General features: G+C 62.6%; 12 protein-coding genes. 10 read left to right on the forward strand and 2 right to left on the reverse strand.

Features of this window, described 5'->3' with window-relative positions; translation table 11 throughout:
* Nucleotides 1–12 precede the first annotated feature (12 nt).
* A complete protein-coding gene (gene dnaJ, locus HMI59_RS10655) occupies nucleotides 13–1,140 on the forward strand; it encodes a molecular chaperone DnaJ (protein ID WP_021470568.1) in 1,128 nt (375 codons plus the stop codon).
* A 2-nt stretch (nucleotides 1,141–1,142) separates the two neighbouring features.
* Nucleotides 1,143–1,919, forward strand: a complete 777-nt coding sequence (locus HMI59_RS10660; protein WP_193593603.1) for a 16S rRNA (uracil(1498)-N(3))-methyltransferase — start codon at nucleotides 1,143–1,145, stop codon at nucleotides 1,917–1,919.
* A gap of 36 nt (nucleotides 1,920–1,955) precedes the next feature.
* On the opposite strand, the gene HMI59_RS10665 is transcribed toward HMI59_RS10660, so the two are convergent.
* A complete protein-coding gene (locus HMI59_RS10665; RefSeq protein WP_193593604.1) occupies nucleotides 1,956–2,825 on the reverse strand; it encodes a GerMN domain-containing protein in 870 nt (289 codons plus the stop codon).
* A 424-nt stretch (nucleotides 2,826–3,249) separates the two neighbouring features.
* Here HMI59_RS10665 and HMI59_RS10670 point away from each other — a divergent pair, with 424 nt between their 5' ends.
* From HMI59_RS10670 to HMI59_RS10690, 5 genes are all read left to right on the forward strand, one after another.
* A complete protein-coding gene (locus HMI59_RS10670; protein ID WP_021470565.1) occupies nucleotides 3,250–4,335 on the forward strand; it encodes a PhoH family protein in 1,086 nt (361 codons plus the stop codon).
* Nucleotides 4,332–4,805 (forward strand): rRNA maturation RNase YbeY, encoded by a 474-nt coding sequence (ybeY, locus tag HMI59_RS10675; RefSeq protein ID WP_193593605.1) that lies wholly within the window; start codon nucleotides 4,332–4,334, stop codon nucleotides 4,803–4,805. The genes HMI59_RS10670 and ybeY overlap by 4 nt, the downstream gene beginning before the upstream one ends.
* Nucleotides 4,802–6,133 carry a hemolysin family protein gene (locus HMI59_RS10680; protein ID WP_193593606.1) on the forward strand — a complete coding sequence of 444 codons (1,332 nt, stop codon included), beginning with the start codon at nucleotides 4,802–4,804 and terminating at the stop codon, nucleotides 6,131–6,133. Before ybeY ends, HMI59_RS10680 begins: the two co-directional genes overlap by 4 nt.
* Nucleotides 6,117–7,079: a GTPase Era gene (gene era, locus HMI59_RS10685; protein ID WP_021470562.1), complete on the forward strand. Its 963-nt coding sequence runs from the start codon at nucleotides 6,117–6,119 to the stop codon at nucleotides 7,077–7,079. Before HMI59_RS10680 ends, era begins: the two co-directional genes overlap by 17 nt.
* Before the next feature lie 196 nt (nucleotides 7,080–7,275).
* On the forward strand, nucleotides 7,276–8,739 hold the full coding sequence (locus HMI59_RS10690; protein ID WP_227471609.1) for an LCP family protein: 1,464 nt from the start codon (nucleotides 7,276–7,278) through the stop codon (nucleotides 8,737–8,739).
* A 66-nt stretch (nucleotides 8,740–8,805) separates the two neighbouring features.
* Here the strand turns inward: HMI59_RS10690 and HMI59_RS10695 are convergent, their stop codons facing one another.
* Complete coding sequence (locus HMI59_RS10695; protein WP_305082397.1) at nucleotides 8,806–10,758, reverse strand: M13 family metallopeptidase; 1,953 nt, start codon at nucleotides 10,756–10,758, stop codon at nucleotides 8,806–8,808.
* A 252-nt stretch (nucleotides 10,759–11,010) separates the two neighbouring features.
* Between HMI59_RS10695 and leuA the strand changes: the two genes are divergently transcribed.
* From leuA to HMI59_RS10710, 3 genes are all read left to right on the forward strand, one after another.
* Nucleotides 11,011–12,750, forward strand: coding sequence for a 2-isopropylmalate synthase (leuA, locus tag HMI59_RS10700; RefSeq protein ID WP_021470559.1), 1,740 nt, complete (start codon nucleotides 11,011–11,013; stop codon nucleotides 12,748–12,750).
* 85 nt (nucleotides 12,751–12,835) lie between these two features.
* Nucleotides 12,836–13,591 carry a DNA repair protein RecO gene (gene recO / locus HMI59_RS10705; RefSeq protein ID WP_193593609.1) on the forward strand — a complete coding sequence of 252 codons (756 nt, stop codon included), beginning with the start codon at nucleotides 12,836–12,838 and terminating at the stop codon, nucleotides 13,589–13,591.
* Between the two features lie 2 nt (nucleotides 13,592–13,593).
* Nucleotides 13,594–14,415 carry an isoprenyl transferase gene (locus HMI59_RS10710; RefSeq protein WP_166184388.1) on the forward strand — a complete coding sequence of 274 codons (822 nt, stop codon included), beginning with the start codon at nucleotides 13,594–13,596 and terminating at the stop codon, nucleotides 14,413–14,415.
* Nucleotides 14,416–14,452: the final 37 nt, after the last annotated feature.

The following is a 14,452-nucleotide window of genomic DNA, read 5'->3' on the forward strand; positions in this document are numbered from 1 at the left end:
GAGATACCGACTTTGAGCAGCCACTATGACGTTTTGGGAGTCTCGCCGGAAGCCACCGGGGAAGAGATCAAAAAGGCGTACCGCAAGTTGGCGCGCAAGCTCCACCCGGATGTGAATCCGGGGGAGGATGTCGCCGAACGCTTCAAGGCCGTGACCCACGCTTACGAAGTCCTGTCAGACCCGCAAAAACGCAGGGTGTACGACGCCACGGGCAATGAAAACGGAACGGACAACGGATTCGGCGGCGGCTATTCCGGGCAAGGCTTTGCCTTCCAGGACATTTTCGACACCTTCTTCGGCGGGGGCGGGGGTCACGGAGGTCCCGCGTCCCGCGTGCGTCGTGGCCAGGACGCCCTCATCAGCGTGCGCATTGATCTCAAGGACGCCGTGTTCGGCGTCAACAAGAAGCTCGAAGTGGACACGGCTGTTGTGTGCCCCACCTGTGACGGCAGCTGCTGCCGTCCGGGTACCCACCCCGAACGTTGTGACATTTGTGGCGGCAGTGGCCAGGTCCAGCGCGCTGTGCGCTCCATTCTGGGCCAGGTCATGACCACCGCGCCCTGCGGATCCTGTGAAGGATTCGGCACCATCATCAAGGATCCCTGCAACGAGTGCAGTGGCCAGGGCAGGATCCGCAGCCGCCGGTCCCTCACCATCAAAGTACCCGCCGGTGTGGCCACGGGGACCCGTATCCAGCTGTCCGGCCAGGGCGAGGCAGGCCCCGCCGGTGGTCCGGCAGGCGACCTGTACGTGGAGATCCGCGTCAACAGCGATTCCACCTATATCCGCGAAGGGGACGATCTCCACGCCACGCTAAGTGTACCCATGACTGCAGCCGCCCTGGGCACGGAGTTGACCCTGGAGACCTTCGACGGTCCGCAGGAGATCGATGTGAAGGCCGGTACGCAGTCCGGCGAGATCATCACCCTGCGCGGGCTCGGCGTGACGCATCTTCGCGGTTACGGCCGCGGCGACCTCAAAGTGCACCTGCACGTGGAGACGCCAACCAAGCTGGACGCCGCCCAGGAAGACCTGCTCCGTCAACTCGCCAAACTCCGCGGAGAACAGTTCACGGACGGGAAGCTCGTTGCCAGCGGCGGGATGTTCGCAAAGCTGCGGGACAAGCTCGGTAACCTGTAGCGGTGAGCAACCCCGTATTCTTCGCCCCCACCGGCAGCCTTGACGGATTGGTGTCCGGGTCCGTCTTTGTCCTGGAGGGCCCGGAGGCGCGGCACGCCGTGACAGTGAAGCGTCTGTCCGCAGGCGAACCGGTGGATATTTCCGATGGTGCGGGCGCCAGGCTGACGGGTAGGGTCTCCGAGGCAGGGCAAGGCTTGCTGTCCGTGGTTGCGGAAGAAGTAGCCTTTGAGGAACGTCCCGCTGTCCGGTTGGTGCTCGTGCAGGCGCTGGCCAAAGGAGACCGCGACGAACTCGCCATCGAAACGGCTACCGAGCTCGGCATTGATGCTGTGATCCCCTGGCAGGCGGAGCGCTCCATTGTGCGGTGGAAGGGCGATCGCGCCGCGAAAGCGCACGCAAAGTGGCAGTCCGTAGTGACCGCAGCAGCGAAACAAGCACGCCGGGCCTGGATTCCTGAGGTCAGGAACCTGGTGGACACAACAGCCTTGGCCAAAGCGGCAGCCGCGGCGGACCTGGCGGTGATCCTCCACGAGGATGCCAAGAACTCCCTGCGTTCGGTGATTGAGGAGGCCGGGATCCTCGCGGACAGCGGCCCGGACGCCGCGGGGGAAGTCCTCCTGATCGTCGGTCCAGAGGGTGGGATGGCTCCCCGTGAGGTGACCAGGCTCAGCGATGCCGGCGCGGTGACGGCGCTTTTGGGCCACCACGTCTTGCGATCGTCAACGGCCGGACCGGCCGCCGTCGTTCTGTTGAGCGATATCCTGGGCCGCTGGCGCTAGCGGGCGGCGGACCGGCCCAACCACCCGGGCCACGTCTTACTCGACCTTGAAGAGACGGGTGTCCAAGGTGGTCTCGTCTGCGCGGCCTGATTCATCCACCTGGACAACCCGGAGTTCATACTTGCCGGGCTTCAGCGTGGCCCCGAAAGAGAACACCCCGTATTGTCCGGGATCTCCGGTTGGCTTCGCCTGGCCGGTAAGCTTGCTGATCCGCGTTCCGGAGCCGTTGTCCTGGAGGATCTGCCAGTTCACGGGCTTTGAACTGTCGGTGCTGCGCCCGTTGAACTTCACCGCACCCGCGGGCACCGAGGCATCTTCCTGAGGATCGATGATCCACAGCGGCGCCACCAGTGATGCATCACGTGCCATGGGCTGGCCCAGCTTCACCTGCCCGAACGCCATGAAGTCCGTGTGCCCGTCCACCAGGATGACTACCTGGATCTGCTGGCCCGAGTTGATCAGGCCCGAGGAGGACGCCGCCGCCGACGCCGTGTAGACCAGCTGCTGTACGGCTCTTTGGGCCATCCCGGCGTCGAGGTTGGCGTTGAACGCATCCCGGGAGATGTCCACTGTGATGACGTTCTTGCCGGAGATGGAAGTGGCCAGGCTTCCGGGATCCTGCCATGGCGTGAAGAAGTCGTGGTCCAAGGGCTTCTGCGCCATCATGATCCGAAGCGCCGTGGTCACCGGGTTCTCATCGCCGGAGATGTCCCTGAACTCTCGGTACAGGTAGACGTTGTCCTTGCTGCGCCCGATCCAATAGACGGGAATTTTGGTCGAAGCCTGGGTTGTCTCAAGGGGGGCATTGCTCGCGGGAGCGTCCTGGACGCTGATGGGAGGCCCCGAGGTGGCAGGGGTGTTGCCGCCGTTGGCTATGCAGCCCGTCAGCAATAGGACAGCAAGCATCGCAGGCGCCGCTACTGCGGATTTTCTCCGCCGCTGCGCGCCTTGCTGGTTGTTTGCCGGCTTGGTGATGGGGGTTCCTTGCCTCGCGGCCGACGTTTCCGGGCGGCCGGTAGTGCGTACAGTGTTGTTCCTGTTTCTTCCTGCTTTGTCAGCTTGGCACATGTACGACGGCGTCCTGCCGGCTTTTGGGGGTAGCGGAGCAACTGCAACAGGATTGATATCGGCCCGATGCCGAGTTGAGACAAATTCGTAACGGCCTTGATTCGATGCTGTGAAAGCCCCCACGGAAAGGGGCCGGGCTGCGGTCTGCTGGCGTAGGATTGGAGGCATTCCCGCAGGCGGGCATCCGTGAGGATGGGCGCACCACGGACATATGGATAATGACTGAACCAACCGGAGGAGATCAGGCCGTACGGCCAGCACTATGAGTGAGTCCCTGAATGGGCGGTTGCGGACCGGAAACGGAAACGCCGCGGCCACCGAGTTCCCGCACACGCTACCGGGCACGCGCACGGAAATCGTCACGTTCGACAACTCCGATCAAATGATTCACTCGCTGGGCAGCCATGACGAGGCCTTGCGCTACATCGAGGATCAGTTTCCCGACGTCAATTTCCACGTTCGTGGCAACGAACTGTCCATGTCCGGGCCTTCGACTGTCATTCCGCGGATCATGCGGCTCCTGGAGGAAGTCCGGGGGCTGGTGGCCAAAGGAACAGTGGTCACTCCGGATGTGCTGCAGCAGCTGGTTTCCCTCCTGCGGTCCCAGTCCGTGCAGAACCCCGTGGACGTGCTGACGCACAACATCCTTTCCAGCAGGGGCAGGACCATCCGGCCCAAGACCCTGAACCAGAAGAACTATGTTGACGCCATCGACGGGAACACGGTGATTTTCGGCATCGGTCCTGCCGGCACCGGCAAGACGTATTTGGCAATGGCGAAAGCCGTGCAAGCGCTCCAGAACAAGGAAGTCAGCAGGATCATCCTGACCCGGCCGGCGGTGGAAGCGGGGGAGCGGCTTGGCTTCCTGCCCGGAACCCTGAGTGACAAGATCGATCCCTATCTTCGGCCGTTGTATGACGCCTTGCACGACATGATGGACCCTGAATCGATTCCGCGGCTCATGGCGGCGGGGACCATTGAAGTTGCCCCGCTCGCCTACATGCGTGGCCGCACCCTGAACGATGCCTTCATCATTTTGGACGAGGCACAAAACACCACGCCCGAGCAGATGAAGATGTTCCTCACCAGGCTTGGGTTCGGCTCGAAGATGGTTGTCACCGGCGATGTGACCCAGATCGATTTGCCGTTCGGTGCCACCTCCGGACTGCGCATTGTCCGGGAAATCCTCACGGGGATCGACGACGTCAATTTCTCGATCCTTGAGGCCGGCGACGTCGTCCGGCACCGCCTTGTGGCAGACATCGTTTCCGCGTACAGCAAGTGGGATGACGCCCACCGGCCCGCAGCGGCGGCCGGCGCACAACACAAACGTGGAGAACGCAAATGAGCATTGAAGTCAACAACGAGTCCGGCGTGGAGGTGGACGAGGAACAGCTGGTAACACTGTCCCGGTTCATCTTCGAACGCCTGTATATCCACCCGCAGGCCGAACTGTCCATCCTTTTGGTGGATGAAGGTGCCATGGAAAAGCTGCACATCGAACTCATGGACGAGCCCGGAGCAACCGATGTCCTCTCGGTTCCGATGGATGAGCTGACGCCGGGGACTCCGGACAAGCCCACGCCGCAGGGCATGCTTGGGGATATCGCCATCTGCCCGCAGGTGGCTGAGGTGCAGGCCCGCAATGCAGGCCACGCCACCCAGGATGAGATGTTGCTGCTCACGACGCACGGCATCCTCCACCTGCTGGGCTTCGACCACGACGAGCCCGAGGAAAAAGAAGAGATGTTCGGTTTGCAGCGTGAACTGCTGTCTGAATTCCTGGGCAAGGATGCCCCCATGGAGACCATGCAGTGACCTCGCTCATCCTGGTCGGCATGGCGCTGGTTTTTCTCAGTTTCGTCGCCCTGCTGACTGCAGCGGAGGCTGCCTTCAACTTCCTGCCCAGGCACGAAGCTGAACAATCGGTGCTCCGCAGCAAGGGCAAAGCCCTGGCGAGCATTCTGAAGAATCCGGTTGCCCATATGCGGGCGCTCCGTTTTTGGCGCGTCTGGTTCGAGATGGCAGCCGCGGTTGCAGTCGCCGTCGTGCTTCACAGCCTCTTGGACAACGTATGGCTTGCCGGGCTGGCAGCCACCGGCATCATGGCCGTCATCGGCTTTGTGCTGGTGGGTGTTTCGCCACGGCAACTGGGCCGGGCGCAGTCGGGTCCCGTCGTCCGCTTCACTGCTCCGCTCATTCGGTTTCTCTGCTGGGTGCTCGGTCCCGTTCCCGCCTGGCTGGTGTCCTTGGGAAGTGCCGTTGCTCCCGGGGCGCCCGCAGGCGGTGACGCGTTCGTCAGCGAGGAAGAGTTCCGTGAGTTTGTTGACCGTGCTGCCGAGTCGGACATGATCGAAGACAATGAGGCTGAACTGATTCAGTCGGTCTTCGAATTCGGTGACACTTTGGTGCGTTCCGTCATGGTTCCCAGAACGGACATCGTCAGCATCACCACGGGTTCCAGCCTGGAAGAAGCAATGGCCCTGTTCCTGCGCTCCGGGTACTCCCGTATCCCGGTTATCGGCGAGAACACGGACCAGATCAAGGGGATCCTCTACCTCAAGGACGTGGCGGCCGCACTGCACCGGCGGGAGCCCGGACTGCAGCCGCACGACGTCGACTCCTTGTCGCGCGAGGTCCGCTACGTTCCCGAGTCCAAGCTTGTCAGCGACCTGCTCAAGGAGCTGCAGAAAGAATCGACGCACGTCGCGATCGTCATCGACGAGTACGGAGGGACGGCCGGGCTTGTCACCCTGGAGGACCTCATTGAAGAAATCGTCGGGGAAATCGTGGACGAGTACGATGCAGCCGCGGAAGAGGCGGTTGACCTGGGCGATGGAACATACCGGGTGAGCGCCCGGATGAGCATTGACGATCTTGGCGAACTGTTCGACATCGACCTTGACGATGACGAGGTCGATACGGTGGGCGGCCTGCTGGCCAAGGCCCTCGGACAAGTCCCTATTGTGGGAAGTTCCGTGGAAGTGGACGGCGTCTCGCTGCGCGCCGATAGGCTTGAGGGTCGGCGAAACCGGGTAAGCCACATCATTGCGGCGGCGATGCCAAAAGAAGAAACTGACCTTGAAGACCTTCTTGACGAGTCAGATACAACGCAACAGGGAGTTCCACGTGAGCAAGCAAAGTAAGAACCGCGACGCCGAGGATGCCTTCGGCGGCTTCCACGCAGGATTTTCCGTCCTTGTTGGCAGGCCCAACGCCGGCAAATCGACCCTGACGAACGCCTTGGTGGGGCAGAAGGTCGCGATCACCTCCGCCAAACCACAGACCACGCGCCACACCATCCGCGGTATCGTCCACCGGGAAGACGCACAGTTGATCCTCGTGGACACCCCGGGACTGCACCGCCCCAGGACCCTGCTCGGCAAACGCCTCAACGAGCTCGTGGCCGACACCCTCGCCGAGGTGGACGCGATCGGGTTCTGCCTCCCCGCCAACGAGAAAATCGGCCCCGGTGACAAATACATCGCCGCGCAGCTGGCCGCCGTCGGACGCAAACCGATCGTCGCGATCGTCACCAAAACCGACCTCGTGGACCGCAAGGCCCTCACTGAGCAACTGATGGCGGTCGATGCACTCGGCCGCGAGGTGCTGGGAGAGCAGGGCTGGGCGGACATCGTTCCCGTATCGGCAGCTGACGGTTTCCAGGTCACCACTGTTGCCGACGTCCTGATCAGCCACATGCCGCCGTCGCCTCCGTTGTACCCGGACGGCGAACTCACGGACGAACCTGAAGCGGTCATGATCGCCGAACTTATCCGCGAGGCCGCGCTGGAGGGGGTCCGGGATGAACTGCCCCACTCACTGGCAGTGGTGGTGGAAGAGATTGTTCCCCGCGAAGGGCGGACCGAAGAGAACCCCCTCCTCGATGTCAGGGTCAATCTTTACGTGGAAAGGCCGTCCCAGAAGGCCATCATCATCGGCAAGGGCGGCAGCCGCCTGCGGGAGGTCGGAACCAATGCGCGCAAGGGGATCGAAACCTTGCTGGGCACCAGGATCTACCTCGATCTGCACGTCAAGGTGGCCAAGGACTGGCAGCGTGATCCGAAACAGCTGGTGAAGCTCGGCTTCTGAGCCTGTGCCCGCGTCGGCGTGGCCGAAGGCAGGATAAGGAACTTCCCAGAATCGGCCATTATGATTGCGGGAATTCGAGCGTTTGAGGAAAGGTAACCGAATAGTGCGACGTCGTGAAGCCCGGCCCCAGGGCACCGGCACCGCTGCACCCGGTGAGGCGCGTCACGGGGGAGACCCCGAAGGGACTCCCCGCCACATGAACGCGCCCAAAGGGCTGCCGCTGTGGTTGAAGATTGTCACGGGTGTCGTCTCAGTGGCCCTCGTCGCCGGAGTTGCCTTCGCCGCTTTCTGGTTCATCCGGTTGCAGAACAACATCACTAAAGCGCCCTTAAGCGCAGGGGATTCCCGGGACACCGGGGAGGCCGTGGTCGACGACAAATCGGACCGGCTGCAGATCCTGATCCTCGGCTCGGATACCCGCGATGGCAAGAACTCCCAATACGGCTCATCCGAGGACTCAACAGGGTACGGCCACTCCGACGTGATGATGCTGCTGGACATTTCGGCCGACAACAAGCGGGTCAGCGTCATGAGTTTCCCCCGCGACCTGCTGGTGGACGTGCCGCAATGCACTGATCGCACCACCAACCAGACGTTTCCGGCGCGCAGTGGCGTCATGATCAACGAAGCCATGGCCGAAGCCGGCATCGGCTGTGCAGTGGACACCATCAACAAACTCACGGGCCTCACCGTGGACCACTTCATGATGGCGGATTTCAATGCCGTGAAGGAACTTTCCAAGGCGATCGGCGGGGTGGATGTCTGCGTCAGCGATCCGGTCTTCGACCCCGACTCCGGCCTGCGGCTGGCCAAGGGTAATTCCCAGGTGGAGGGCGAGCAGGCGCTGGCATTCCTCCGAACCCGCCACGCTTTTGGAGACGGTGGAGACCTGGGCCGTATCAAGGGCCAGCAGGCGTTCCTTTCCTCCCTGACCCGCAAGCTGAAGGACGAGGGAACCCTTGGCAACCCCCAGCGCCTTCTCCAGATTGCGGACGTTGTGACGCAGAACCTGACCGTTGATGAGGGTCTGGCATCCGTGCCTACCCTCCTGACCATCGGCGGGAGGCTCAAGGACATCGACGTTTCCAAGGTGGCTTTCGTTTCGGTGCCCACCCAGGCCGCTGCTATCGACCCGAACAGGCTTGAATTGGTGGAGCCGCAGGCGTCGCAGCTGTTTGCAGCGCTGCGCGCCGATCTGGACCTGACGAATCCAGGGGCCACCGCCACGCCTGCGCCCGGTGACCCGACGGCCGCTCCCACCAGTGCACCTCCTGCCCCACCCGCGTACGACAAGGCGCTGCAGCCCGTAGCTGTCGCCAACGGCAGCGGGATCGGCACAAGGGCGCAGGAGATCCTCGGAGTCCTGACCAGCAACGGTTTTGCCCAGTCCGTCTCTTACCTGGCCAACCCAGTTGATCAGACCGTGGTCTATTACGGTCCGGAATTCGCTGACGTCGCCACCGATGTCGCTACTTTGTTCGGGATCCCGGCCACGCAGGTCCAGCAGGCGCCGGGCGTGACCGGAGTCCAGCTGTACATCGGCACGGACTTTGGCACGGGAACCGCCTATGGCGCGGCCTCGGTCCCCGACGACGTCGTCAACCAGACGGCCAGCGATGCGGTCTGCCAGCAGGTCAACCCGCTGTACATCACCCAATAGGCAAATTCTTTCGCCAACAAAAACGGCCGGGCCCACGAGGGCCCGGCCGATTTTTTCTGGACGTGATTACCAGATGCTGACCCGCTCGGCCGGGTCCATCCACATCCTGTCCTGTTCCGTCACTGCGAATGCCTCGTGGAAAGCGTCGAGGTTACGGGCAATGGCGTTGGTACGGAATTCGTTGGGGGAGTGGGGGTCCGTGGCGAGCCTGCGGATCGCTTCCTCGGCCCTGATGACCTGGCGCCAGCCCGCTGCCCAGGACATAAAGAACCGCTGCTGGCCTGTAAAGCCATCGATGACCTCCGGCTCCGCCCCGTCCAAGCTCAGCTGATACGCCTTGTACGCGATTGTCAGACCTCCAAGGTCGCCGATGTTCTCGCCGAGGGTCAGCTTGCCGTTCACTGTGTGGCCGGGCGCGGCATAGGGGGAGAGCGCGTCGTACTGCGCCACGAGCTTGGCCGTGCGGGTCTCGAATGCTGCGCGGTCCTCTTCGGTCCACCAGTTGCGCAGCGCCCCGCTGCCGTCGAACTGAGAGCCCTGGTCGTCGAAACCATGGCCTATTTCGTGACCGATGACGGCGCCGATGCCGCCGTAGTTGACGGCATCGTCGGCCTCGGCGTTGAAGAAGGGAGGCTGCAGGATGGCTGCCGGGAAGACGATCTCGTTCAGCATGGGGTGGTAATAGGCGTTGACGGTCTGGGGGGTCATGAGCCACTTGTCCAGGTCGACGGGCTTGCCCACCTCGTCAAGGTGCCGCTCGACGTCGGCGTCATGTGCACGCTCCACGTTGCCGAGGAGGTCGTTGGGATCGATCTCGACCGAAGAGTAGTCGATCCACTTTTCCGGAAAACCGATCTTGGGACGGAAAGCATCCAGCTTCTTGAGGGCTTCAGCCTTGGTAGCCTCACCCATCCACTCCAACGAGGTGATGCTTTGCCGGTAGGCCTCGATGAGGTTTGCTACGAGGGTCTGCATCCGCGCTTTGTGGCCCGCCGGGAAGTGGCGCTCCACGTAGATCTGGCCTACAGCCTCGCCGAGCGCGGCTTCCACGACGGCCACGCCGCGCTTCCAGCGCTCCTTGTTTTGGGGCGTACCGCTCAACGTGGTCCCGTAGAAGTCGAAGTTGGTGTCAACGAAGTCTGCTGAAAGGTAGGGCGCTGCGGAGGAAAGCACACGCAGCGTCAACCATTCCTTCCACGTGCTGAGGTCTTCGGACTCCAGCAAAGCCGCAGCGCCGGTGAAGAAGTCCGGGGTGCTGACCACGATTTCGCTGCGCTTGGCCGTGTCGATGCGGGCAGCTTCGAACCAGTCATCCAGCAGCGGCAGCAGGCCCGCAGCTTCTTCGGCGGTCTTCAAGTTGTAGGTCTTCTGGGGATCTCGCAACGTGACGTTGTCCCAGTGGTGTGATGCGATGGCCTTTTCCAGCGCCACGATCCGGTCCGCAGCAGCGCCGGCGTCCGGAATGCCCGCCAAACCGAAGAGCTTGGCGATGTAGGCGTTGTAGGCGCTGACGATCGGAGCGAACTTTTCTTCGCGGTAATACGATTCGTCGGGGAGCCCGAGTCCGCCTTGGGCGATGTAGAGCAGGACCCGCTCCGGGTTGCCGGCGTCGGGTGCCGGATAGATCCCGAACAGTCCGGAGACGTCCGCGCGGAACAAGCGTCCGATGAGCCGCATCAACTCCTGCACAGATGTAACTCCACGCACCTCTTCAAGCCGGTCCCTGAGAGGGTCAAGTCCTTTGGCTTCGGCTGCCGCTTCGTCCATGAAGCTGGCGTAGAGCCCGCCGATTTTTTGTTCAACGCCGCTAGCCCCGGCGCCTTTGGCCGCGGCTTCCTCGATGATTGCTTTGACTGCCAACTCGGCTTCATCGCGCAAGGACGTGAAAGTACCTTCCAAGGGCCGGTCGTCCGGAATGGTAGTGCTGTTCAGCCAGGCTCCGTTGACGAACTGGTAGAGGTCGTCCTGAGGCCGGACGTTGCGGTCGATGTTGGAAAGAGTGATCCCCGACTGTGGCACTGTGGCTCCTTGAAGGGACGCTGCTGCCGGCGTTGCACCGCGCAGCGTCTGCATAGTGGACGTTGCATTGGGTGTTGCAATGTCATCATACGCACCGTGTTACTGTGATCATGTGCGTGCGGAAATGCTTCTTCTTAGCTGCCGCGGCGAGGCCTGAAAGCTAACTGAAAGCTGGGCCATCCTCGCCGCGGAGTTTCGTTGTGCCCGGCTAAGCTTTCACTTAGTTCTTACAGAAAGAAAAGGCCACACGTCATGCGTAATGCACAAAAGCCGTCCGGAATGCCCGTCCACCGCTACATTCCGTTCCAGGACCAAATCAAGGTTGAGGTTCCCGACCGCACGTGGCCGGACAAGGTCATCACCAAGGCCCCGCGTTGGTGTGCAGTAGACCTCCGTGACGGCAACCAGGCGCTGATCGATCCCATGAGCCCCGCACGCAAGCTGAAGATGTTCCAGCTGCTGGTGAAGATGGGCTTCAAGGAGATCGAGGTCGGTTTCCCGTCAGCTTCGCAGACAGACTTCGATTTTGTCCGTCAGCTGATCGAGGGCGGCCATATCCCGGATGACGTCACCATCCAGGTCCTGACCCAGGCACGCGAACACCTGATCGAACGCACGTATGAGTCTTTGGTAGGCGCAAAGCAAGCGATCGTCCACCTCTACAACTCGACGTCGGTCCTGCAGCGCAGGGTGGTCTTCAACCAGGATGAGGACGGAATCCTGGACATCGCCCTCCAGGGCGCGCGGTTGTGCAAGAAGTATGAGGAAACCCTCACCGATACCCACATCACTTACGAGTATTCGCCGGAGTCCTTCACCGGAACCGAACTCGAGTACGCCGCGCGTGTGTGCAACGCCGTCGCCGATGTCTTTGAGGCATCCTCCGACAAGCAGGTCATCATTAACCTGCCCGCGACGGTGGAGATGGCCACACCCAACGTCTACGCGGACTCCATTGAATGGATGGACAGGAACCTCCACCCGCGCGAGGGCATCATTATCTCCCTGCACCCGCACAACGACCGCGGCACCGGCGTAGCTGCGGCGGAACTCGGTTACCTGGCCGGAGCAGACCGGATTGAGGGTTGCCTCTTTGGCAACGGTGAGCGGACCGGCAACGTGGACCTGGTGACCCTGGGCCTGAACATGTTCGTCCAAGGAGTCGATCCCATGATCGATTTCTCGGACATCGATGAGGTCCGCCGGACGGTGGAGTACTGCAACCAGCTGCCCGTGCCGGAGCGTTCTCCCTACGGTGGAGACCTCGTGTTCACGGCCTTCTCCGGGTCGCACCAGGACGCCATCAAGAAGGGCTTCGAGGCGCTGGAGAAGGACGCCGCGGCAGCCGGTGTGCCCGTCAGTGACTTCACGTGGCAGGTGCCGTACCTGCCCATCGATCCCAAGGACCTGGGCCGCAGCTACGAAGCCGTCATCAGGGTCAACTCCCAGTCGGGCAAGGGAGGCGTGGCCTACCTGCTGAAAAATGAGCACAACCTCGACCTGCCGCGCCGGGCACAGATCGAATTCTCCGGCGTCATCCAACGCCGGACGGATGCTGTGGGCGGAGAAGTCAGCGGAGCCCAGCTCTGGCAGATTTTCCAGGACGAATACCTGCCCTCGGAAGAGGAGCAGGCGCAGTGGGGCCGTTATTCCCTGGGCAGCGTCAGCACGGAGACAGACGAGTCCGGCGCCATGACCATGACTGCGAACCTCCGCATTGAAGGCGCCGAGGTCCGCCGCACCGGGCACGGCAACGGTCCGATCGCGGCTTTGCTGGACATCCTGCACCAGGACGGCGTTGACGTGCGCGTCCTGGACTACAGCGAACACGCACTGTCCGAGGGCGGCAGCGCCAGTGCCGCAGCTTATGTTGAATGCGCCGTGGGGGATCGGGTTCTGTGGGGCGTCGGTATCGATCCCAGCACCACCACGTCATCCCTGAAGGCCTTGATTTCGGCAGTCAACAGGGCCGTCCGGGACGCCCAGGCCTAGGCTCCGGGGCCGTGCAGTGATGGGAAATACATCCGCTGCACGGCCCGGTGGTCTCCCCGCAGCCGTGTCGGTGCGAAGATAGGGTGTGGCCAATCAGTCCTCGTTCGCAGCCCGTTCCTACCGGGACGATGCCGTGGTGCTCCGCACCCATAAGCTCGGTGAGGCTGATCGCATCATCACCTTGCTGACCAAACACCACGGACAAGTCCGTGCCGTTGCCAAGGGCGTCCGCAGGACAAGCAGCCGGTTCGGCGCCCGCTTGGAACCGTTCATGGTGGCAGACCTGCAACTGGTCTCCGGCCGGACCCTGGACATCGTGACCCAGGCAGTGGCGAAGGGCGCTTACGGAAGCAGTATTGCCGCCGACTACAGCCGCTTTACCGTGGCGGCAGCCATGACGGAGACCGCGGAAAAACTGACCGACGCCGACGCTGAGTCCGGCACGGCCCAATACAACCTGCTGGTGGGCGCCCTGGCGGCGTTGAGCCGATCGGATCATCCGCCGGAATTGATCCTGGATTCATATCTTTTGCGGGCCCTGGCCACGGGCGGATGGGCGCCGAGCTTTACCGATTGCTCCCGCTGCGGCAGGCCCGGCCCGCACACGGCTTTCTCGGCCCCTTTGGGCGGCATGGTGTGCGGAGACTGTCGTCCGCCGGGTTCGCCGGCGCCGGCACCGGAGACGGTGGTATTGCTGGCGGCCCTCCTGACCGGAGACTGGGCTATTGCCGATGAATCGGATCTGCGGCATCGCCGGGAGGCCGCCGGGTTGGTGGCCAGTTACCTGCAATGGCATCTGGAGCGTGCCGTTAAATCCCTCAAACACGTGGAGCGAAGCTGACAGTGGCACTTGGAAAGAAAAGCAGGATTGCAGCACGGACCGCGCCTGTGGTTCCCCCGTACAAGCATCCTTCCGGCGCGCTCCCTCCCGACATCCCCCGGGAACTCATCCCACAGCACGTGGCGATCGTCATGGACGGCAACGGCCGGTGGGCCAACCAGCGGGGCCTGCCCCGCATCGAAGGACACAAAGCCGGCGAGCCGGCCCTGCTGGATGTCATGGCCGGAGCCATCGAGCTCGGAATCAAGTATGTGAGTGTCTACGCTTTTTCGACGGAGAACTGGCGGAGGTCACCGGAGGAAGTTCGCTTCCTCATGGGTTTTAACAAGGACGTGCTGCGCCGGCAGCGGAACCAACTGGACGAGTGGGGTGTGCGGATCCGCTGGGCGGGTCGCCGGCCCAAGCTGTGGGGCTCGGTGATCCGGGAGCTTGAAGAGGCCGAGGAGTACACCCGCGCCAATGACACCTGCACGTTGACCATGTGTGTTAATTACGGTGGCCGCGCGGAAATCGCGGACGCCGTCTCGGCCATCGCACACGATGTCGCGTCCGGCGTGCTCAAGCCGGGATCCGTGAATGAGCGGACCATCCAGAAGTACTTGGATGAACCCGATCTCCCGGATGTGGACCTCTTCCTGCGCAGTTCAGGTGAGCAGCGCCTTTCGAACTTCCTCTTGTGGCAGTCCGCTTATGCCGAGTTTGTCTTCATGGATACCCTTTGGCCCGATGTTGACCGGCGCACGCTGTGGGACGCCGTCGAAATCTATGCCAAGCGCGACCGGCGCTACGGGGGAGCGGTGGACGCGGCACCTGCGGCTAAATAGCGCAGGCGTGCTTCTTCCGCGGAGTCATCATGTCGCC

This window comes from Paenarthrobacter sp. YJN-5 (assembly GCF_015040095.1).
Taxonomy (GTDB): domain Bacteria; phylum Actinomycetota; class Actinomycetes; order Actinomycetales; family Micrococcaceae; genus Arthrobacter; species Arthrobacter ureafaciens.

Coding starts and splice junctions, on each gene's coding strand:
- HMI59_RS10665 (WP_193593604.1), bottom strand. CDS start 2,825: ATGCTTGCTGTCCTATTGCTGACGGGCTGCATAGCCAACGGCGGCAAC.
- HMI59_RS10670 (WP_021470565.1), top strand. CDS start 3,250: ATGAGTGAGTCCCTGAATGGGCGGTTGCGGACCGGAAACGGAAACGCC.
- ybeY (WP_193593605.1), top strand. CDS start 4,332: ATGAGCATTGAAGTCAACAACGAGTCCGGCGTGGAGGTGGACGAGGAA.
- HMI59_RS10690 (WP_227471609.1), top strand. CDS start 7,276: ATGAACGCGCCCAAAGGGCTGCCGCTGTGGTTGAAGATTGTCACGGGT.
- leuA (WP_021470559.1), top strand. CDS start 11,011: ATGCGTAATGCACAAAAGCCGTCCGGAATGCCCGTCCACCGCTACATT.